This window comes from Sphingopyxis sp. CCNWLW2 (assembly GCF_037095755.1).
Classification (GTDB): Bacteria; Pseudomonadota; Alphaproteobacteria; order Sphingomonadales; family Sphingomonadaceae; genus Sphingopyxis.
In genome coordinates this window covers 1,117,699-1,137,982 of record NZ_JBAWKJ010000001.1, presented here as the reverse complement: position 1 = coordinate 1,137,982, position 20,284 = coordinate 1,117,699, and the positions used below count along the sequence as shown (strand labels likewise).

The 20,284-nt window shown below is 67.9% G+C and carries 22 protein-coding genes; 10 read left to right on the top strand and 12 right to left on the bottom strand.

The features are described 5' to 3' along the window. The first annotated feature begins 113 nt into the window (after window positions 1–113). Window positions 114–1,199: an alkene reductase gene (locus tag V8J55_RS05245; RefSeq protein ID WP_336444652.1), complete on the top strand. Its 1,086-nt coding sequence runs from the start codon at window positions 114–116 to the stop codon at window positions 1,197–1,199. A gap of 36 nt (window positions 1,200–1,235) precedes the next feature. On the opposite strand, the gene V8J55_RS05240 is transcribed toward V8J55_RS05245, so the two are convergent. The 4 genes from V8J55_RS05240 to V8J55_RS05225 are packed head-to-tail and all read right to left on the bottom strand — an operon-like array spanning window position 1,236 to window position 4,289. Beyond that, the gene (locus V8J55_RS05240) at window positions 1,236–1,916 is read right to left on the bottom strand and encodes a hypothetical protein (RefSeq protein ID WP_336444651.1); all 681 of its coding nucleotides are present in this window, start codon (window positions 1,914–1,916) and stop codon (window positions 1,236–1,238) included. Beyond that, a complete protein-coding gene (gene ribH / locus V8J55_RS05235; protein WP_037515749.1) occupies window positions 1,909–2,334 on the bottom strand; it encodes a 6,7-dimethyl-8-ribityllumazine synthase in 426 nt (141 codons plus the stop codon). The genes V8J55_RS05240 and ribH overlap by 8 nt, the downstream gene beginning before the upstream one ends. Next, complete coding sequence (gene ribB / locus V8J55_RS05230) at window positions 2,334–3,611, bottom strand: 3,4-dihydroxy-2-butanone-4-phosphate synthase (RefSeq protein WP_336444650.1); 1,278 nt, start codon at window positions 3,609–3,611, stop codon at window positions 2,334–2,336. Before ribB ends, ribH begins: the two co-directional genes overlap by 1 nt. A 57-nt stretch (window positions 3,612–3,668) precedes the next feature. After that, window positions 3,669–4,289, bottom strand: coding sequence for an ankyrin repeat domain-containing protein (locus V8J55_RS05225; protein ID WP_336444649.1), 621 nt, complete (start codon window positions 4,287–4,289; stop codon window positions 3,669–3,671). 87 nt (window positions 4,290–4,376) lie between these two features. Between V8J55_RS05225 and V8J55_RS05220 the strand changes: the two genes are divergently transcribed. The 3 genes from V8J55_RS05220 to V8J55_RS05210 are packed head-to-tail and all read left to right on the top strand — an operon-like array spanning window position 4,377 to window position 6,170. Next, window positions 4,377–5,021, top strand: coding sequence for an SCO family protein (locus tag V8J55_RS05220; RefSeq protein ID WP_336444648.1), 645 nt, complete (start codon window positions 4,377–4,379; stop codon window positions 5,019–5,021). After that, window positions 5,018–5,458 carry a YcgN family cysteine cluster protein gene (locus V8J55_RS05215; RefSeq protein WP_324071225.1) on the top strand — a complete coding sequence of 147 codons (441 nt, stop codon included), beginning with the start codon at window positions 5,018–5,020 and terminating at the stop codon, window positions 5,456–5,458. Before V8J55_RS05220 ends, V8J55_RS05215 begins: the two co-directional genes overlap by 4 nt. After that, window positions 5,439–6,170: a M48 family metallopeptidase gene (locus tag V8J55_RS05210; protein WP_336444647.1), complete on the top strand. Its 732-nt coding sequence runs from the start codon at window positions 5,439–5,441 to the stop codon at window positions 6,168–6,170. Before V8J55_RS05215 ends, V8J55_RS05210 begins: the two co-directional genes overlap by 20 nt. A 3-nt stretch (window positions 6,171–6,173) precedes the next feature. Here V8J55_RS05210 and V8J55_RS05205 read toward each other — a convergent pair whose 3' ends face one another. The 5 genes from V8J55_RS05205 to V8J55_RS05185 all read right to left on the bottom strand — a co-directional run bounded on the left by V8J55_RS05205 (window position 6,174) and on the right by V8J55_RS05185 (window position 11,818). Beyond that, window positions 6,174–8,378 carry a transglycosylase domain-containing protein gene (locus tag V8J55_RS05205; RefSeq protein WP_443030789.1) on the bottom strand — a complete coding sequence of 735 codons (2,205 nt, stop codon included), beginning with the start codon at window positions 8,376–8,378 and terminating at the stop codon, window positions 6,174–6,176. 55 nt (window positions 8,379–8,433) lie between these two features. Continuing rightward, window positions 8,434–8,841, bottom strand: a complete 408-nt coding sequence (msrB, locus tag V8J55_RS05200) for a peptide-methionine (R)-S-oxide reductase MsrB (RefSeq protein WP_336444646.1) — start codon at window positions 8,839–8,841, stop codon at window positions 8,434–8,436. 88 nt (window positions 8,842–8,929) lie between these two features. Further along, window positions 8,930–10,033 carry an NAD(P)/FAD-dependent oxidoreductase gene (locus V8J55_RS05195; RefSeq protein WP_336444645.1) on the bottom strand — a complete coding sequence of 368 codons (1,104 nt, stop codon included), beginning with the start codon at window positions 10,031–10,033 and terminating at the stop codon, window positions 8,930–8,932. A gap of 4 nt (window positions 10,034–10,037) precedes the next feature. Beyond that, on the bottom strand, window positions 10,038–10,703 hold the full coding sequence (locus tag V8J55_RS05190; protein WP_336444644.1) for a methyltransferase domain-containing protein: 666 nt from the start codon (window positions 10,701–10,703) through the stop codon (window positions 10,038–10,040). A 44-nt stretch (window positions 10,704–10,747) separates the two neighbouring features. Beyond that, entirely contained in the window at window positions 10,748–11,818 is a 1,071-nt protein-coding gene (locus V8J55_RS05185) for a type III polyketide synthase (RefSeq protein WP_336444643.1), read from the bottom strand. Between the two features lie 94 nt (window positions 11,819–11,912). Between V8J55_RS05185 and V8J55_RS05180 the strand changes: the two genes are divergently transcribed. Then, the gene (locus tag V8J55_RS05180; RefSeq protein WP_336444642.1) at window positions 11,913–12,425 is read left to right on the top strand and encodes a DUF4402 domain-containing protein; all 513 of its coding nucleotides are present in this window, start codon (window positions 11,913–11,915) and stop codon (window positions 12,423–12,425) included. Window positions 12,426–12,431: 6 nt separating this feature from the next. Here the strand turns inward: V8J55_RS05180 and V8J55_RS05175 are convergent, their stop codons facing one another. Together V8J55_RS05175 and V8J55_RS05170 are read right to left on the bottom strand one after the other, a co-directional pair. Further along, window positions 12,432–13,058: a GyrI-like domain-containing protein gene (locus V8J55_RS05175; RefSeq protein ID WP_336444641.1), complete on the bottom strand. Its 627-nt coding sequence runs from the start codon at window positions 13,056–13,058 to the stop codon at window positions 12,432–12,434. Between the two features lie 14 nt (window positions 13,059–13,072). Beyond that, the gene (locus tag V8J55_RS05170) at window positions 13,073–13,735 is read right to left on the bottom strand and encodes a YggS family pyridoxal phosphate-dependent enzyme (protein WP_336444640.1); all 663 of its coding nucleotides are present in this window, start codon (window positions 13,733–13,735) and stop codon (window positions 13,073–13,075) included. 57 nt (window positions 13,736–13,792) lie between these two features. On the opposite strand from V8J55_RS05170, the gene V8J55_RS05165 reads away from it, so the two are divergent. Beyond that, window positions 13,793–14,389 carry a thiamine phosphate synthase gene (locus V8J55_RS05165; protein ID WP_336444639.1) on the top strand — a complete coding sequence of 199 codons (597 nt, stop codon included), beginning with the start codon at window positions 13,793–13,795 and terminating at the stop codon, window positions 14,387–14,389. A 131-nt stretch (window positions 14,390–14,520) separates the two neighbouring features. Here V8J55_RS05165 and V8J55_RS05160 read toward each other — a convergent pair whose 3' ends face one another. Continuing rightward, the gene (locus V8J55_RS05160; RefSeq protein ID WP_336445708.1) at window positions 14,521–15,183 is read right to left on the bottom strand and encodes a hypothetical protein; all 663 of its coding nucleotides are present in this window, start codon (window positions 15,181–15,183) and stop codon (window positions 14,521–14,523) included. Between the two features lie 330 nt (window positions 15,184–15,513). Here V8J55_RS05160 and V8J55_RS05155 point away from each other — a divergent pair, with 330 nt between their 5' ends. From V8J55_RS05155 to holA, 4 genes are read left to right on the top strand one after another with little or no spacing between them, the layout of a single operon-like run. Next, window positions 15,514–15,987: a DUF3576 domain-containing protein gene (locus tag V8J55_RS05155; protein ID WP_037515774.1), complete on the top strand. Its 474-nt coding sequence runs from the start codon at window positions 15,514–15,516 to the stop codon at window positions 15,985–15,987. A 54-nt stretch (window positions 15,988–16,041) separates the two neighbouring features. After that, on the top strand, window positions 16,042–18,591 hold the full coding sequence (gene leuS / locus V8J55_RS05150; protein ID WP_336444638.1) for a leucine--tRNA ligase: 2,550 nt from the start codon (window positions 16,042–16,044) through the stop codon (window positions 18,589–18,591). Beyond that, window positions 18,591–19,139 (top strand): LPS assembly lipoprotein LptE, encoded by a 549-nt coding sequence (gene lptE, locus V8J55_RS05145; protein WP_336444637.1) that lies wholly within the window; start codon window positions 18,591–18,593, stop codon window positions 19,137–19,139. The genes leuS and lptE overlap by 1 nt, the downstream gene beginning before the upstream one ends. Then, entirely contained in the window at window positions 19,136–20,167 is a 1,032-nt protein-coding gene (holA, locus tag V8J55_RS05140; RefSeq protein ID WP_336444636.1) for a DNA polymerase III subunit delta, read from the top strand. Before lptE ends, holA begins: the two co-directional genes overlap by 4 nt. The last annotated feature ends 117 nt before the right edge of the window (window positions 20,168–20,284 follow it).

Sequence of the window (20,284 nt, the reverse complement as noted above, 5' to 3'; positions counted from 1 at the left end):
TTAGATTTTCTTTTGCTACGTACCATTGTGCCGACGCCGCGGCGTCCATAGCTTCGCGGGCCATAGCGGCGACCAGTGGGGTCGCCCATGAAAAAGTGCGACGTGGAGGAAAGATGACTCTATCCCTGTTCGATCCGATCAAATTGGGCGCCATCGAAGCGCCGAACCGCATCATCATGGCGCCGCTGACGCGCGGCCGCGCCGGGCCGGGTTTCGTGCCGAACGAACTTGCGCGCGACTATTATCGCCAGCGCGCGTCGGCGGGGCTGATTATTTCCGAAGCCACCGGCATTTCGCAGGAGGGCCTCGGCTGGCCGAGCGCGCCGGGCCTCTGGACCGATGCGCAGGTCGAAGGCTGGAAGCCGGTGACCGACGCCGTTCACGACGCCGGTGGGCGCATCGTCGCCCAGCTCTGGCACATGGGCCGCGTCGTCCATTCGGTGTTCAACGACGGCAAGCCGCCCGTTTCGGCGTCGGCGACGCAGGCGCCCGGCAAGGCGCACACCCCCGTCGGCCGGATGGAATATGAAGTTGCGCGGCCGCTCGAACTCGGGGAGATCCCGCGCGTGATCGCCGATTATGTGAAGGCCGCGGAAAATGCGAAGCGCGCCGGTTTCGACGGCGTGCAGCTCCATGGCGCAAACGGTTATCTGATCGACCAGTTCCTCCGCGACGGCAGCAACCTGCGCGACGATGATTATGGCGGCTCGATCGAGAATCGCATTCGCCTGCTCCGCGAAGTCACCGACGCGCTGATCGGCGTGTGGGGTGCCGACCGCGTATCGGTGCGCCTGTCGCCCAACGGCGATACGCAGGGCGTCGACGACAGCGCCCCCGAACGGCTGTTCCCGATCGCCGCAGCGGCGCTCGACGCGCTCGGCATTGCGTTCCTCGAGCTGCGCGAGCCCGGTCCCGACGGCACCTTCGGGCGCACCGACGTTCCGAAACAGTCGCCGTCGATCCGCGCCGCGTTCAAGGGGCCGTTGATCCTCAACAGCGATTATGACGTCGCGCTGGCCGAGGCGGCGCTGGCGAGCGGAACCGCCGATGCGATCGCGTTCGGCCGCCCCTTCATCGGCAACCCCGACCTCGTCGAGCGCATCCGAAACGGCGCCGAATGGGCCGCCGACAATCCGCAGACCTGGTATTCGCCGGGCCCTGCGGGCTACACCGACTATCCTGCGCTGCAAACGGCGTAACATGTCCATGGTCCGGGCGGCTCCGTGCCGTCCGGATCATCCCTTTTCGGCAATTGCCTTGTCGACGATCCCGGCGCCGATCGGCCCGAGAACATTGCCGCCGAAGCGGAACAGCACGAACGCGCCGGCGAAGAGTAGCAATGGCTCGATGAAGCCCACGACGATTGCCGCGATAACGAGCGCGACGAACAGCGTGACGAAGCCGTTACTCAACGCCTGCTGACCCTTGGGCCCCAGTTCGATCGTGCGCGGTCCTTTGGCGTCCCACCATTTGCCCGTAACAATCGTCTTGCGGGTGCTTCCGGCTTGCGGCGCCGGACGGCTCGCGATCTGCGCGGGCTCGGGGTTGGATTTCAGCGCGGGCCGGTCATTCGGCTGCGGATTCTTCCATGGCCGTTTGTTACGCTCGGTAACAGCCGCCGCCACGCGATCTTTGCCGCTATTCGCCGCAGTGCCGGGCGTGGCAAGCTGTTGTGTGGGCGCGGGCCGCGCGCTCAGCCCCGATTCGGTGCGCGCCGCGGCAGACATATCGGGGGCGGCGCCTGTCTTCGCCGCTGTCTTCGCGGGCCGGATCGGCTCGACCCCCATCTTGCGGTCGTGAAGATCCATGCGCTCGGCCGCGGTCGGCGGGGTCCGTCCGGTTTCCTTGTCGATCACCACCAGCCGCCCGCCGCGCTCGACGACGGAAAAACGGCTGGGAGGCGGGCGATCAACCAATGCCGAATTGTTCCTTCAGCGCGAGCATGGCGAGCGCGGCCTTCGCCGCTTCGCCGCCCTTATCCTTGCGCGTCTTGTCGGCGCGCGCAAGCGCCTGTTCCTCATTCTCGACGGTGAGGATGCCGTTGCCGATCGCGAGCCCGTCGAGCGTCAGCGCCATGATGCCGCGCGCGCTTTCGTTCGACACGACCTCGAAATGATAGGTCTCGCCGCGGATCACGACGCCGAGGGCGACATAGGCGTCGTAGCGCCCGCTATCTGCGGCGAGCGAGATCGCCGCGGGCACTTCGAGCGCGCCGGGGACGGTCACCGTGTCATGGCTATGCCCCGCCGCGTCGAGCGCGCTGCGCACGCCGTCGAGCAGCATGTCGTTGAGGTGGCTGTAGAAACGGGCTTCGACGATCAGGACATGGGCCATTATGCGGCTTCTCCGGGGATGGGGCGTTCGCCGACGACCGACAGGCCATAGCCTTCGAGCCCGACGATATTGCTGTGGGTGGGGGTGAGCAGTTCCATCGCATGGACGCCGAGGTCGGCGAGGATTTGCGCGCCGATCCCGTAGGTGCGCAGGTCCATGCCGCCGGTCGGCGGCGGCAGGGCATCGGCTTCGGCCGATCCGGGCAGCGGGCGCATCAGCATCACAATCACGCCTGCGCCGGCTTCGCCGATCGCGTCCATCGAACGCTGCAGGCGGCGCTTCTTCGGCCCCGGACGGCCCATGATATCGTCGAAGATCGACACGGGATGCATACGCACCAGCGTCACGCCTTCGGGGTCGATTGCGCCCTTCTGGAGCACGAGATTGACCGTGCCGTCGATCTTGTTGCGATAGGATTTCAGGCGCCAGTCGCCGCCATAATCCGATTCGAACGGATCGTCGGACACGCATTCGACCAGCCGGTCGTTGCGGTGACGATAGGCGATCAGGTCGGCGATCGTGCCGATCTTGAGCCCGTGGCGGCGCGCAAAGGGAATGAGGTCGTCGAGCCGCGCCATCGTGCCGTCGTCGTTCATAATTTCGCAGATCACGCCCGAGGGGTTGAGCCCCGCCAGCCGGCTGATGTCGACCGCCGCCTCGGTGTGGCCGGCGCGCACGAGCACGCCGCCGTCGCGCGCGATCAGCGGGAAGATATGACCGGGGGTGACGATGTCATCGCGGGTCTTGCCGGCGTCGATCGCGACCGAGACGGTGCGCGCGCGGTCGCCCGCCGAAATGCCGGTCGTGACGCCCTCGCGCGCCTCGATTGAGGTGGTGAAGGCGGTTTCGTGCCGCGTGCCGTTGTTGCGGCTCATCAGTTCGAGCCCGAGCTGGTCGACACGCTCGCGGGTCAGCGTCAGGCAGACGAGACCGCGGCCGTGGGTGACCATGAAATTGATCGCGTCGGGGGTCGCCATCTGCGCCGGGATCACGAGGTCGCCCTCATTTTCGCGGTCCTCGTCGTCGACGAGGATGAACATGCGGCCGTTGCGCGCCTCGGCGATAATCTCTTCGGGCGTGGCCATCGGCGACAGGTCGCTGCCGTTCGCGAGCCAGTTTTCGAGCTTGCGCAGCGTTTCGGCGGTGGGGTTCCAGCCGGGCGAATCGAGGTCGCGCAGGCTGTTGGCGTGGAGGCCCGCGGCACGGGCGAGACCCGAGCGGGACATGGTCCCGTCGTCGACGATGGCGCGGATGCGATCGATGAGCTGTGTAGACATGATTACCATGTCTCACATCACAATGTGATTGTCAATCCGGATATCACATCGCGCTGATCAATTGGGCCCGAACTTCGGGCCGAGGTCGCGGACCGGGCCGTCGGGCTTGGCGTCGAGCAGCGCGACAATCTGTCCGGTGCGGTCGTCGCGCTTGGCATAGGCGCGCGCCGACATGCCCGCGATATGGTCGGCCTTGTCGGGGTTGGCGCCGCGCTTGATGAGGAGGCGGACCATGCCGACATTCTTCGACTGCACTGCCAGGATCAGTGCGGTTTCGCCGCGCCGGTTGGCCTGGTCGACGGGCGCCTTTTCCTTGAGCAACTCTTCGGCGCCGTCGGTGAAATTGATCAGCGCGGCGTGCATCAGCGGGGTTACGCCCTGGCGATCGCCGATCGACGGATCGGCGTCCTTGGCGAGCAGGAAGCGCAGCCAGCTGATGTCGCGGCGCTTGGTGACGATGATCAGCGCGGTTTGGCCCGTGTCGGGATTGCGCGTGTTGATGAACGAGGGATCGTCCTTCAGCGCATCGGTCGCTTTCGTCCCGTCGCGGTTTTCGACCGCCTGCAAAAAGGCATAGCCGCCGCGGAACTGCGCTTGCGCCGGGCTGAGCAACAGGCCCGTCGCCGCGACCAGTGCGGCGAAGAAAGCGGCGAGGCGGAATTCCGCGCGTCGGAACATGTCTGGGCGACCCCTGGGGCAATTTGTCCGCCGCTGGCGCGACGACAAAGGTTGATTTTCCGCGGCTAGCCGATCAAGGCTGGCCAGATGATGAATATCGCAAATATGGGACAAAGGTTCGTCCGCGCAAGCCTGATGATCGCTTTTGGCGCCGCGCTCGCGGGTTGCAGCGGCGGCGGCGATGCGCCGCCCGCGAAACCGCCGCTCGAAGGTGCGCGCATCGGCGGCGCCTTCACGCTCACCGACCAGAATGGCAAGACCGTCCGCGACAGCGATTTCGCGGGCAAATATCGCCTGATCTATTTCGGCTACAGCTTCTGCCCCGACATCTGCCCGGTCGACCTGCAAAAACTGATGCGCGGCCTGTCGCAGTTCGAAAAGACCGACGCCGCGCGCGGCGCGAAGGTCCAGCCGCTCTTCATCACCGTCGATCCGGCGCGCGATACGCCCGAGGCATTGAAGCCCTTCGTCGCGCGCTATCATCCGCGCCTGCTCGGCCTCACCGGCACTCCCGAACAGATTGCGGCGGTCGCGAAAGCCTATGTCGTGACCTATAACAAGGTCGAGGGTTCGGCGCCCGACCGCTATCTGATGGCGCACAGCCAGCTTGCCTTCCTGATGGATCCCGACGGCAAGCCCGTCGCGCTGCTGCCGCTCGACGATCCATCGTCCGACGTCGACGAGGGCGCGCCCGACAAGGTCGCGGCCGAGCTGGCGAAGTGGGTCAAGTGACGGCCGGCGGGCGCCCCTTCTGGGAAGCGCCGCTTGCCACTCTCGACGCGGGGCAATGGGAAGCGCTATGCGACGGGTGCGGCAAATGCTGCCTCCACAAGCTGGAGGATGAGGATACGGGCCGCATCTATCCGACCAATGTCGCGTGCCGCCTGCTCGACCTTAAAACCGCGCGTTGTGGCGATTACAAACATCGCCGCCGCCATGTTCCCGATTGCCTGACGCTGACCAAGGGCAAGGTCGCCGACATCGAATGGCTGCCGCAGACCTGCGCCTATCGGCTGCGCGCCGAGGGTGAGCCGCTGCCCGACTGGCATTATCTCGTCTGCGGCGACCGCGACGCGGTGCACCGCGCGGGCGAGTCGATCGTCGGATGGACGGTCGGTGAGGATGTCGCGGGCCCGTTAGAGAATCATCTTGTCGAACGCGTCGTTTGACCCTGCGGCCGAGGGGCCGCATATCTGGGTCGGCGATGAAGCCTGGCCGGTGCGCGTCGTGCGCCATGCCCAGTCGCGGCGCTACCGTCTCGTTTTCGACGGCGCACGCGGCGAGCTGCGGCTGACGGTTCCGCGCCGCACCAACGAGCGCGCGGCGCTGAAATGGGCCGGCGAACAGCAGGCGTGGCTCGTCGAACAGGTCGGCAAGGCGGCGCTGCCGGTCATCGTCGGTCCCGGCGCCGCGGTGCCCGTTTTTGGTGTCGAACGTCATATCGACTGGACCGCGACCGCGCCGCGCGCGATCCGTCTCGGCGGCGATAGCTTGCATGTCGGCGGCCCGCTCGAAACCGTCGGGCGGCGCCTCGAACGCTGGCTAAAGGGGCAAGCGCTGGGTCTGATGGAGCGCGAAAGCCGCGAAATCGCCGCAGCCGCGGGCCTGTCGGTCGGCCGCGTCGGGGTCGGCGATCCGCGCAGCCGCTGGGGCAGTTGCACGCACGACGGCGACCTGCGCTACAGCTGGCGGCTCGTCATGGCGCCCGACCATGTCCGCCGCGCCACGGTCGCGCACGAGGTCGCGCACCTGCGGCATATGGACCATGGCCCCGCTTTCCACGCGCTCGTCGACGAATTGCACGACGGCGATGTCGCCGCGGCGCGTGGCTGGCTGCGCCGCGAAGGGCGCGCGCTCCACCGCTACCGCTTCACGGCCTGAGCGCTAGTCGAAATCGCCCGGTTGCGGTTGGGGTTGCGATCGCGGCGGGGGCGCCTTGGCGGCTGGTGGCGCGGTCTTCGGCACCGTTACGATCTTGGGCTGGCCACCATTCTTCGGCGCCGCGCCATTGTCGGCCGGCGGCCGGCGGCCGGTCTGCTCCTCGATCCATTGCTGGTCGAGCACCGGGCCATCCTCGGTCGGCGGCGGTGCCGGGTCCGCGCCTTCGGGCGGGCGGCTGTCATAGGGCAGCTCGATCGGCATGCCATTTTCGTCGACGAAGCCCTCCTGGCCCGGCTCGCCCATATAGGCCTCGCCCTCGTCCTCGAGCTGCCATTCGGGCAGCACGACCTCGGTGTCGAACGCCTCGACCGGGCGCCGCGCAACCGCGACGCGCATATAGTCGGCAAAGGCCTTCGCGGGTGCGCGCCCGCCCTGCAGCCCGCCGACGGCCTTCGCATCGTCGCGGCCCATCCACACGCCGGTCGTGATCCCGCTCGAAAAGCCGAGGAACCAGCCGTCCTTGTTGCTCGACGTCGTCCCGGTCTTGCCCGCGACGGGGCGGCCGATCTGCGCCGCCTTGCCGGTGCCGGTGTTGACCGCGGTTTGCAGCAGGTCGGTGATGCCCGCAGCGACCCAATGGTCGACCAGCGTCGTTCCGCGCTCGGCGGGGCGCTGATAGAGCAGCTCGCCGCTCGCGGTCGTCACCTTGGTGATGCCATAGGGCTGCACCGACACGCCGCCGCGCGACACCGCGGCAAAGGCCGCCGTCATGTCGATCACGCGGACCTCGGCGCTGCCGAGCACCATCGATGGGTGTGTATTGACCGGCGTCGTGATGCCGAACCGGCGCGCCATGTTGGCGACCGCCGAAAAGCCGACCTCGTCGCCCAGCTTCGCCGCGACGGTGTTGACCGAATAGGCAAAGGCGCTGCGCAGGTCCATCGTGCCCGAAAAACGCCCCGACGAGTTGCGCGGCGACCAGCCGTTGATCGTCACCGGCTCGTCGACGACCGGGTCGCCAACCTTATACCCCGCCTCGAGCGCCGCCATATAGACGAACAGCTTCCACGCCGACCCCGGCTGGCGCAGCGCCTGCGTCGCGCGGTTGTAGTTGGACGCGACATAGTCCCGGCCGCCAACCATCGCGCGCACCGCGCCGTCGCGGTCGAGCGAAACGAGCGCCCCCTGTACGCCGCCGGGCGTGTTCGCCTGGATCGATGCGGTCGCCGCGCGCTGCATGTTCAGATCGATGGTGGTATAGACGTCGAGCGCCTCGCTGCCCTCGTCGATCAGCATGTCGAGCTGCGGCAGCGCCCAGTCGCTGAAATAGCGCGCGCTATTCTGCCCGGTTTCCTTCGCGAGCTGAACATTGGCGGGCTCGGCGCTGTCGGCCTGCGCGCGCGTGATCACGCCCGCGTCGACCATCACGTCGAGCACGACCCCGGCGCGGCCCAAGGCCGCCTGCGCGTCAGCGGTCGGCGAATAACGCGACGGCGCCTTGACGAGGCCGGCGACGACGGCCGCCTCGGACAGCGACATTTCGGTCGCGCTGTGGCCGAAAAAGCTGTTCGACGCGGCATCGATGCCATAGCTGCCGCCGCCGAAATACACCTTGTTCAGATAGAGTTCGAGGATCTGGTCTTTCGAGAATTTCCATTCGAGCGCCATCGCGAGGATCATTTCGCGCGCCTTGCGCTTGAAATCATAACTGTTCGACAGGAAGATATTGCGCGCGAGCTGCTGCGTGATCGTCGACGCGCCCTGCAGGCGCCGACCGCTGCCGCGATTCTGCACCGCCACCACCGCGGCGCGCGCCATGCCGACGGGGTCGAGCCCGGGATGATAACGAAAGCGCCGGTCCTCGACCGCGACCATCGCGTCCTGCATCACCTGCGGCGTTTCCCTGAGGGTCAGCCAGCGGCCATAATTGGGCCCCAATGACAGGAAGACGGTGCCGTCTGCGGCGCGGACGCGGATCGTCTGTCCGGCGGGCGATTTCTTGAGCTCCTCGAAGCTCGGCATGCGCTGCACCGCGATGCCGACCGCAACCGCCAGCGCGACGAGGCCGACGACCGCAAGCCCGAGACCCCAACGAAAGGCGCGGCGCAGCCACACGCGCCAGCGCGGCGGCTCGCCGCCGGGCGTGCCGCTGCGCTTGTTGGACGATGGACGATTATTCGACGAAGCCTGCTGTCTTTCACGGCGCAAAGCCGGTGTTCCTTCCCTCACTGCGCCCCTGATGCGTCAGTCCGGGAAGGAGGTTTCAGCCTTCGCCGGTCTGCGCCTCATCCGGCGAGCGGTCCGCGAAGTCAAGCGCCGCGCTGTTGATGCAATAGCGCAGCCCGGTCGGTCCGGGGCCATCGGGAAAGACATGGCCGAGATGGCCTTCGCATTTGGCGCAGCGCACTTCGGTGCGGATCATGCCGTGGCTGGTGTCGGTCAGTTCGGTCACCGCGCTGCCTGCGGCGGGCGCGGTATAGCTCGGCCAGCCCGATCCGCTGTCGAACTTGGTGCGGCTGTCGAACAGGGGTTCGCCGCAGCCGGCGCAGCGATAGACGCCGTCGCCCTTGTGATCGGTGTATTTGCCGGTGAAGGCGCGCTCGGTGCCGCCTTCGCGCAGCACATGATGCGCCATCGGGTCGAGCGCCTTTTCGGTTTTCGGATCGGTCATGGAGGATCTCCTTCGGACGGGCCGTTTCGTTCCCATCGGGGTTGGTCATAATATCGGCGCGGTGCCGCGCGACTGCAAGGGGGGGAGCTCAGCGCGGCTCGATCCGCGTCGCCTGCGACATCATTCGCACCAACGCCGGGAAAAGTGACGCCATGCGCGTCATGGCTCCCGCCATGTGCCGATTTTCGCCCATCCGCCAGACGAGATTGGCGAGCGCGAAGGGGCGCGCCATCGTCGCCGCGAGGTGTTTCTGGAAGGCGGGCGCGGCATCGCCGCCGCCGTGACGCCACGCCGCCACCGCCGCCGCGGCGCTCGCGAGCGCGAGCCCCATGCCCTCGCCCGCAAGACTGGGGATTACGCCCGCCTGGTCGCCGAGCCGGAACAACCCCGGCGCGGTGTCGCGTGCGCGCCAGCCATAAGGGACATGCCCGATCGCATCGATGGCGCGCGACCAGTCGGCATGCGCCAGCCGTTCGCCGAGGTGCGGGAGCGTGTCGCCCAGCATGCGCAGCAGCGCCGCCGGATCGCCCCCCGCGTCATCGAGCCGCGACTTGTGCACCGCAAGGCACAGATTGCCGCTGCCATCCTCCTGCCGCACCAGCCCGGCATAACCGCGATCGAACAGATGGAGCTCGACCGCATCGCCGACCAGCCGGTCGAGCGCGGGGTGCGCGGGAAGGCGGAGACGCAGTCCGATCGCGGGGTCGGCGCGCTGCCATGCCGCGGGCTCGCGCGGAAAGCCGCGAAACCCATGCTTGCCCGCGGCGAGGAAGATCGACGGTGCGGCCATCATCGCGCCGTCGCGCGTCTGCACCATGCCGCCTTCGAGCGCCGTCGCGTGAACGCCGCGCTCGAGACCCGCGCCCGCCGCCGCCGCCGCCGCTTGCAAAGCGCCGTCGAGCCGGCGGCGCGACAAGCCCATTGCTTCGCCGGGCAGCGCGGTCTCGCTGTATCGCTCGCCCCCGAACAGGCGCACGCGGCGAACCGCCTGCCCGCCGAGCGCCGTACGCTCGATCCCGAGCGCATCGAGCCGCTGCAATGTCTGCCAGCTCAGGAAACCGCCGCACAGCGCGTCGCCCGTTTCGCGCGCGCGTTCGAGCAGCAGCGTCCGCGCACCGCCGCGCGCCAGCCCGATCGCCGCGGCCGACCCGGCGGGTCCGGCGCCGACGACGATCGCGTCAGTCCCGGTCACCGGGTCACCGGATATGCTCGACGCAGAGCCGGTACGGAAAGCTGCGAAAGATCCGGCATTCGCTTGCCGCCTCGGGCAAGGCTTCGGCCAGCATCGCCCGCCATTCGGCGCGGCGGAAACTGCGTCCGACCGACAATTGTCCGTCGCGCCGCACGATCGGGTCGGCGAGGGCGAGAGTCGCGAGCAGCGGAAAGCCCGCAAAGGGCAGGCGCCGGCGATGGAGGTCGTTGACCAGCCAGCCGCGCGCCGCCTCGCCTTCCATGAAGCGCAGAAATTCGGTGCGCTGCGCGGGCGTCATATGATGGGTGACGAGGCTGGAGATTACGATGTCCCACCCCTGCCCCGCGAGCGCCCGATAATCGCCGGTGATCAGCCGCGCGCGCGCGCCGAGCCGCATCGCCGCCACCGCCTCGCTCTTGCGATTGAGGTCGACGCCGACGAGGTCGAGCGCGACCCCGCGTTTTTCGCCCCAGCGTGCGATCCGCGCGAGCATGTCGCCCGCGCCGAACCCGACGTCGAGGATGCGCCACGGCCGGTCGCCGATCCCCCGCGTGCGTACCCGGTCGAGAAAGCCCAGCGTCGGCCGCGGCGCCATCGTCAGACCGTTGATCCGCGACAGGTCGGCAAGCACGCGCGCATAGCGATCGGGCGGCAGGTCGGCGGCGTCCATCTCCTCCTCCTGCGCGATCGGGACAAGAAGGCTGGCGAAGGGGTTCATGGCGCGGTGAAGTGGATCGCTTCGGCGGCGAGCCCCGGGCCGAATGCGATCGCGACCCCCGCCCCCCTTGCGCCGCGCGCCATCATGTCGGCGAGCACGAACAAGATCGTCGCCGACGACATATTGCCGAACCGCGCGAGCACCGCGCGGCTGTCGGCGAGGGTGTCCGGATCGACGCCGAGCGCATGCTCGACCGCGTCGAGTACCGAGCGCCCCCCCGCGTGGACCGCGAGCAAGGGCGGCGGACCGGCCTCGCCGAACAGGTCGCGCTGCACATCGGGCTGGGCCAATGTTTCGCGCAGCCGCGCGGGGACTTCGCCCGACAGCTGCATCTCGAACCCCTTGTCGCCGATGTCCCAGCGGATCAGGTCCGCGCTGTCCTCGAGCGCGAGGCTGCGCCCTTCGCCGAGCTCCAGCCCGCCCGGCGCGGCCGACACGATCCCCGCCGCCGCGCCGTCGCTGAACTGCAGCATCATCAGCAGGGGTTCGGCCTCGTCGGCGGGCGAGAGGTGCAGGCTCGACAGTTCGACGCTGACCACCAGCACGACGGCGCCGGGCTCGGACCGTACGATATGCCGCGCGGTGCGCAGCGCGGTGACCCCGGCATAGCAGCCCATGAAGCCGATCAGCACGCGCTCGACCGTCGCGGGCAGCCCCAGTCGCTGCGCGATGATCTGATCGATCCCCGGCGCGACGAAGCCGGTGCAGCTCGCTACGACAATGTGGGTGACGCGCGCCGGGTCGAGCGCGTCGCCGAGCGCCGCAATCGCCTCCATCGCAAGACCGGGCGCATATTCCGCATAGGCCGCCATCCGCGCCGAGGTCGGCGGCAGGCCGGGGACGTCGTAAAATCCGCCCGCGCCGACGGGCGATCCACCGCTGGCGGTCGGCGGCAGCACCGACCAGCGGTGGTCGATCCCCGACCGTGCCGCCATCCGCGCAAAGAGCGCCCGCATGCGCGGGTCGGCGAGGCGCGGCGTCGCCCAGTCGATGAATGCCTGATGGATGTCGTGCCCCGGCACCGCGGTGGCGAGGGCGTTGAGCCGGACGGGCGGAGGGCTGCTCATGGCGCCGGTTTGACCCAAAAGCGCGGCGCTGGCCAGCGGATAAGGCGCCGCGCCATTTTACCCCGGATTAACCATGCTGTGGCAAGGGGAAGATGTGAAACTGCGTCTTTTCCTTGGCCTCTGCCTGTTGTTCGCCGGCGCACCCGCCGCAGCGGCGCAATGCCTGCTTTGCGCGCAGGACAAGGCGGCGGGCATCGCGGTGCGCAAGGCCGAGGTGCCGCTACGCGTCGATGTCGAAACCCGGCTCGACATGGGCCGCGTCGCGGTCGGCGCGATGGGTGGCGAGGTCGAGATCGATCCCGCCTCGGGCGCCCGCCGCGTGCGCGGCGATGTCGTCGATCTCGGCGGCTTCGCGCTGACCGGCACGGTCACCGTGCGCGGCGAGCCGGGGGCGGAGGTGCGCGTCATCCTTCCCGCGAGCATCGACCTCGAAAGCGGCCACGGCCGCACCGCGCGCGTCACCGGCCTTGTCACCGACCTGTCGGCCGCGCCGCGTCTCGGCGCCGACGGCCGCCTGATATTCCGCTTCGGCGGCCGGCTCCAGATCGCGGGGCTCGACGATGGCGACTATCGCGGGCGCGTCCCGGTGACGGTCGAATATCAATAGCGCCCGCTATGCGGAACCGATCGGCCGCACCGGCTGGCGAAGAAGCGTTTTGAGCTTTTCAGGTGCGGTCTTGCGCGGATCGCTCAGATAGACTTCGTGATGCCGTCCGGCGAAATCAAATCCGCTCGCGGGCATGACGTCGTGGTGCAGCGACGCGAGCAGCGGGCCTTCGTCGTCATAGCTGCCGATGTGCAGTGCCTGCAGGCAGAGACCTTCCTCAAGCGTGGCGAGCCGCAGGCTTTCAGGCAGCGTGCCGAGTTTTTCCCGCGCCTTGGTCTGCGCCGCGCGCACCATTTCCTCGTCCACCTCGCCGGGTAGCATGATCATCATGGTCCAGTCCCACTCGTCCTTGCGCCGCGCGGCGAAGCTTTCGGGATCGGCGGCCGACCAAAGCCCCTCCAGCGGCGCCACGACGAAATCGGCGCCCCTGGACTTGCATGCGAACTTCACCGCATAGGCGGTCGAATAGAGGCTCTCGACCGCGCGCCCATATTCGGGATTCTTGTTCGGGTCGCCATGCCCGTCGACCATCAGGTAGGAAACACGCGGCACCGTAACCGGAACGAAGCGGCCGGCGGGAGCGGTGAAGAGCGCCTTGCGGGCCTTTTTCAGATCCAGCTTTTCCAACGCCATCCGCTATCCTTCCGTTACGCGCGCGACCCGAACAGCGCCGTCCCGACGCGCACATGCGTCGCGCCCAGCATCACCGCGGTTTCGTAATCGCCGCTCATCCCCATCGAACGCAGTGGCAGGCCGTGGCGTTCGGCGAGCTCGTCGAGCAGTGCGAAAAAAGGCGCGGGCTCGATCTCGGCGGGGGGGATCGCCATCAGCCCGTCGATCGTCAGCCCGGCGTCCTTCGCCTCGGCGAGCAGCGCGGGCAGGTCGCGGGTCGCGCAGCCGCCCTTCTGCTCCTCGTCGCCGATATTGACCTGGACGAACAGTTGCGGGTGCTTGCCCGCCTTTTGGCACGCCTTCGCGATGGCCTGCACCAGCGAGCTGCGATCGAGCGAGTGGATCGCGTCGAACAGCGCCACCGCTTCCTCGGCCTTGTTCGATTGCAGCTGGCCGATCAGGTGGAGCGCGATATCGGGGGTCTCGGCGCGCAGTTCGGGCCATTTCGCCGCGGCTTCCTGCACGCGGTTCTCGCCGAAGTGGCGCTGGCCCGCGGCGATCAGCGGGCGGATGGCGTCGGCGTCGTGCGTTTTCGACACCGCGATCAGGCAGATATCATCGGTCCGCCGCTGCGCGCGCTTGGCCGCGCCCGCGATATTCGCATTTACCTCGGCCAGCCGGTCTGCTGCTTCGCTCATCGTCTCGCTTCCATCCCGCGCGTTGCGCGCGCTCGCGACGCGCCTATAGAAAGGGCGATGCGCCCGCGCCACCCCCTGCCGAAACTATGGCTGTTCAGCGACGAGCGGACGAAGGCCGGTGCGGACGAACTCGCGGCGCTGCTCCCGCCCGGCAGCGGTATCGTCCTCCGCCACGACAGCCTGCCGCCCGGCGCGCGCTGGCGCCTGCTGCGGCGGTTGATGCGCACCGCGCGTGCGCGGGGATTGACCGTACTGCTCGCGGGACCGACCGCCACCGCGCGGCGCTGGGGCGCCGACGGCGTCCACCTTCGCCAGCGCGACGCAAGACATGCGGCGCAGGCACATCGGCTCGACCTGTTGCTGACGATGCCCGTCCATGATGCGCACGAAGCGCGCCGCGCGCGCAAGGCCGGAGCCGGCGGCGTCTTCATCTCGCCGCTCCATCCGACGCGTTCGCATCCGGGCGCAGCGGTGCTCGGGCGCGCGGCGTGGCTGCGGCTCGCGCGGCTATCGGACGCACAGCCGATCGCGCTCGGCGGGATGACAGCGGCGCGCGCGCGCGCGCTAAGCCGCGCAAGCGGTATCAAGCCCGGCTGGGCAGCGATCGATGCGTGGGAAGAAAAGGCGACGAAGCGCCGGGCAAGGCTGCGTTGAGATTGGGTTTGGGGTGAGTCGAAAATGTTAGTTTTTCGAGACCCGGAGCGCAGCGCATTTATGTGCGTGAGCACCGGAAGCTCGGAAAAGTGACATTTGCAGGCCGCCCCGGGGCCCAATATCAATGCAGATCAGAAGCGGAACGCGGTTCCGACATAGACCGCCTGGCTGTCGCGGCGCGTATCGGTCAGCGGTTCGATGCGGTCGTCGCTCTTGTACCGAACGCCCGCGGTGACGTCGATGTTCTTGGTCAGGCGATAGCTGCTGACGACATCGACGGCCGACGCTTCGCCAGGAGCGGTGACGCGATCGGTTGCCCCGCTAGGGTCGCTTGGGCGGTTCACCATACGCGTTGCGAAGCGCGACTTCTTTTCGTCCTGTTCCGGGGCCTTCGCGACCGGCAGGTTGCGAAGATCGGTACCGCGCGGCAGCGCCGGCGTGACGAATTTCTCGAATCCGACCGAGGCGCCCAGATTATAGGCGACCGGGGTGATCGCGACCGGCGCGGTCCGGCCGGCAGCCAGCGCCGACGTGCGCGTGGCGCTCGAAGCGTCGTCGCGGGCGCGAATCACAACGGTGATCGCGCGGTTCTTGCGGCCGTCGTCGGGGAGCGCGGGGGTGAAGCTGAAGCTGCCGCGCTGTTCGGCCGACATCTTGTTATAGCGTGCGATCAGCCGCTCATCGCCCGATGCCGGGGTGAACTGGCCAAGCAGGGTTTCCGAAAGATTGGTGTCGCGGATGCGGTCGCTGCTCGACATCGCGGCGAGGGCTGGCGGAAGCGCAAGCGAAACCACCGCCAAAGCGGTGAGGCTTCCTTTCCAAAAATGTCGCGATGTCCGCGCCATTGCTCTGCGACTCCAACCCCAATCGGATTCTTCAAATAGGACTCCTGGCGCAACATTGCCAGATGAATCCCGTCAAATTGCTGCAACGATTCCGATTTTTGCCGAAATTGTTGCGGGATCGTCACAGTGCGTTTCGAATCTGACCAGAATCTGAACGGTCGCGCGGCCGAAATTGCCGCGCTTGCGGGGCGGCGACAAGGGCGATAGAGACGCTGGCAATATCGTTCCGCGCGGCCGATTTCCTACATCGGACGGGCTCAAGAGATAAGGTGTACCCGCATGTCCCAGCTTTCCGTCCCTGCCCGGTTTGGCGCTACGCTCGGTCGCCGTCCGGCCGCGCTCGCGCTGCTCGGGCTCGCGGCGCTTGGTCTTTCGGCCTGCGCGAACAAGGAACGGCCGAAAGCCGATCTCGCCGCCAGCCAGGTGACGACGATCGGCGTGAACAGCTATTTGTGGCGCGCCTCGCTCGATGCGCTGTCGTTCATGCCGCTGCTCCAGGCCGATTCGGCCGGCGGTGTCGTGATCACCGACTGGTATGCGAACCCGTCGAACCCCGGCGAGCGGATGAAGGTTACCGTCTCGATCCTCGATCAGGACCTGCGCGCCGACGCGCTGCGCATCGCGGCCTCGCGCCAGGTCGCGCAGGGCGGCAGCTGGGTCGACGCGCCGGTTCAGGCGGCGACCGTGCAGAAGCTCGAGGAAATCATCCTCACCCGCGCCCGCGACCTGCGTCGTTCGGCGATCAGGGACTAATCCGGCGGCGCGCCTCGCGCGCCTGCCCACACAGACTAACGGGGTAACCGACGAATGACCCGCGAACCGCGCTTTGGCGCCCTCGCCGCCGACGCCCGCTGGCAAAAGGCGTGGGAGGCGGCGAACAGCTTTGCCACGACCGATAGCGAAGATCGGCCCAAGGCCTATATCCTCGAGATGTTCCCCTATCCGTCGGGGCGCATCCATATGGGCCATGTCCGCAACTATGCGATGGGCGACGTCCTCGCGCGCTTCAAGCGGATGACCGGCCATGACGTGCTTCACCCGATGGGCTGGGACGCGTTCGGCATGCCCGCCGAAAATGCCGCGATGGAAAAGGGCGTCCACCCCGGCGGCTGGACGCGCGACAATATCGCGTCGATGCGCGCGCAGCTGAAGCGCCTCGGCCTCGCGATCGACTGGAGCCGCGAGCTCGCGACGTGCGAGCCCGATTATTACGGGCAGGAACAGGCGCTGTTCCTCGACCTGTTCGCCGCGGGGCTCGTCACGCGCAAGCACAGCTATGTGAACTGGGACCCGGTCGACATGACGGTGCTCGCGAACGAGCAGGTGATCGACGGCCGCGGCTGGCGCTCGGGCGCGCTCGTCGAGAAGAAAAAGCTGTCGCAGTGGTTTTTGAAGATCACCGACTTCGCCGACGAACTGCTCGAAGGGCTGGGCGCACTCGACAGCTGGCCCGACAAGGTGCGGCTGATGCAGGAAAACTGGATCGGCAAGTCGCAGGGGCTCGAATTCAGCTTTAAGCTGGCGGGCGGCGCGCCCGGTTTCGACGTCTTCACGACACGTCCCGACACGCTTTATGGCGCGAGCTTCGCGGCGATCTCGCCCGATCATCCGCTCGCCGAGCGGCTGGCGAAAGATTCGCCCGAGCTCGCGGCGTTCATCGAGGAATGCCGCCGTCAGGGCACCGCCGCCGAACAGATCGACACCGCCGAAAAGATGGGCTTCGACACCGGCATCGCGGTCGAACATCCGCTCGACCCGAACTGGCACCTGCCCGTCTGGGTCGTGAACTATGTGCTGATGGATTATGGCACCGGCGCGATCTTCGGCTGCCCCGCGCACGACCAGCGCGACCTCGACTTCGCGCATAAATATGGGCTCCAGGTCCACCGCGTGATCGCCGATGGCGACGAGACCGCGCAGCATTTCACCGGGACCGAGGCGTACACCGGCCCCGGCAAGCTCGTGAACAGCCACTTCCTCGACGGCATGACGATCGACGAAGCGAAGGCCGCCGTCATCGCGCGCGCCGAGCATGAAGGCTGGGGCAAGGGCACGACCGTATGGCGCCTGCGCGACTGGGGCGTTTCGCGCCAGCGTTACTGGGGCACCCCGATCCCCTTCATCCATTGCGATGCGTGCGGCACGGTGCCGGTCCCCAAGAACCAGCTCCCCGTCGTGCTGCCCGAGGATGTCGACTTCTCGGTCCCCGGCAACCCGCTCGACCGCCATCCGACGTGGAAGCATGTCGCGTGCCCGACGTGCGGCGGCGCGGCGCAACGCGAAACCGACACGCTCGACACTTTCGTCGATTCCAGCTGGTATTTCCTGCGTTTCGCCAGCTCGCCGTCGGACAAGCCGTTCGATCCCGAAGTGATCCGCCGCTGGCTGCCCGTCGACCAATATATCGGCGGTATCGAGCATGCGATCCTCCACCTGCTCTACGCGCGCTTCTGGACGCGCGCGCTCAAGAAGATGGGGATGATCGACATCGCCGAGCCCTTCGCGAGCCTGTTCACGCAGGGCATGGTGACGCACGAAACCTACAGCCGCGTGCAGGGCGAAGGTCTGCCGCCGCTCTACTTCACCCCCGAGGAGATTGAGCGCAAGCCCGATGGCGCGATCCTGACCGCCGACGGCTATACCGTCGACGTCGGCCGCGTGATCAAAATGTCGAAGTCGAAGAAGAATGTCGTCGATCCCGACGCCATCCTCGACCAATATGGCGCCGACGCCGCGCGCTGGTTCATGCTCTCCGACAGCCCGCCCGAGCGCGACCTGCCGTGGAGCGAGGCAGGCATCGAGGGCGCGTGGCGTTTTGTCCAGCGTCTGTGGCGGATCTTCGGCGACACCGAAAATGTCGGCGACGGCAGCGAAGACAAGGCGCTCGCGCGGAAGCTCCATCAGGCGATCGCCGGCGTTGCCGCCGACATCGAGGCGCTCGGCTTCAACAAGGCCGTCGCCAAGGTCCACGCGCTTGCGAACGAGATCGAGAAAGCGAAGCCCTCGGCCACCCGCGCCGAGGCATGCCGCACCCTCATCCTGCTCGTCGCGCCGATGCTGCCGCACCTCGCCGAAGAGGCATGGGCCACGCTTCCTGCCGGCCAGCGCACGACCGCGATGATCGCCGATGCCGCATGGCCCGCCGCCGATCCGGCACTGCTCGTCGATGACGAGGTGACAATCGCGATCCAGATGGCGGGTAAGCTGCGCGACACGATGACGATTGCAAAGGGCCTCGACAAGGATGCGACCGAAGCCGCGGCGCTCGCGCGCCCGCGCATCGTCGAACTGCTCGCCGGCGCCGCGCCGAAGAAGGTCATTGTGGTCCCCGACCGTTTGGTGAATATCGTTCCCTGATGCGCAACCTGCTGACCTCTTGCCTCGTCGCTGCTTCGCTGCTTGTCGGCGGCTGCGGGCTCCGCCCGCTCTACGCGAACGGCAGCAAGGGGGCGGTGGCGCAAGTGCTCGCCGACGTCGATGTCGCGGCGATCGAGGGACATAATGGCTGGCTCGTCCGCAACGCGCTCCGCGACCGGCTGCAGGCGACGCAGGGCGGCGCGGGTGCGGGCAAGCGCCTCCGCCTCGACGTCCGGCTCGAAGATTCGATCACCGGCTTCGGCGTCCGCGCCGACGATACGGTAACGCGCGAGCGGCGGACGCTGCGCGCACGCTACCAGCTCGTGAATGCCGCGACCGGCGAAGTGCTGCTCGACGCGACGGCCTTCTCCGACGCGGGGATCGACGTCGTCGGCAGCGAATATGCGACGATCGCGGCCGAATCCTCGGCGCTCGAACGGCTGTCCTCGGCGGTCGCCGACCAGATCGTCGCGCGCCTCGCGGTCTTTGCGAACCGCGGCGGCGGACAACCGGCTGCCGCGCCCGCCCCGACACCCGCAGGGCAATGAAGACGGTCAAACCGAACGAACTCGAACGCCTCTCGCGCCTCGACCCCGCGGTTCGTTTCACCCTCCTCACCGGCCCCGACGAAGCGACAATGGAAGCCGTCGCGAGCCATTTGGTCGGGCTCGCGGGAAAGGATGCCGAACGGCTCGACCTTTCGGGATCGCAGCTGTCGCAGGACCCGTCGCTGCTCGCTGCCGAAGCGGCATCGATGTCGCTTTTCTCGTCGGCGCGCGTGATCAAGGTCGAACTCAGCGGCAGCGGCGACGACGGCCTTGCGGCGGTCGAGGCGCTGCTCGCCGCCGAAACCGCGATCAACCCGGTGATCGCGACCGGCGCGTCGGTCACCGCCAAGTCGAAACTCGTCAAGCTGGTCGAAGGCTCGGATCATGCCGTCGCGGCGATCTGTTACCAGCCCGACCGGCGTGCGCTCGTCGGGATCGCGATGGGCGCGGGGCAGGAACAGGGACTGCGGCTCGCCAATGCCGAGGCGCAATTGCTCGTCGACCTTGTCTCGGGCGATCAGGCGCTGATGCGGCGCGAGATCGAAAAGATCGCGCTCTATCTCGACGCGGGTCCCGACCGCCAACGGCAGGTGACCGCCGCCGATATCGCCGCGCTCGGCGCCGCGACGCACGAGGAGGATGTCAGCGAGTGCATCAACGTCGCGCTCGGCGGCAAGGTGCGCGAAATGCCCGAGATGCTGGCCAAGGCGACGGCGGTCGGCGTCGCCGAAATCCGCATCATCCGCGCGCTCGCGATCCGCGCGATGGCGCTCGCGCGCCTGCGCGCCGAGGTCGACGGCGGCGCGCATCCCGCGACCGTGGTGTCGGCGCGCACCAGCGGCATCTTCTGGAAAGAGCGCGATGCGGTCACCGCGCAGCTCCACATCTGGGATTCGGTGCGCATCGCGCGGCTGATGAGCCGGCTGCTCGATTGCGAACGCGCGCTCAAGGCGTCGGGCACCGCAGGTGCGGTGCTGTTCCGCAAGTTGATGACCGACATCGCGCACCAGGCCGCGCGAGCGCGGTAGGACAAGGTCACGTCCGACCCGGTAGTAGCCGATAGAAATGTGCACCCCGGCGAAAGCCGGGGCCCAGAATTCCAAAGCTGACCTTACGCTTTTTCGCACTGGGCCCCGGCTTTCGCC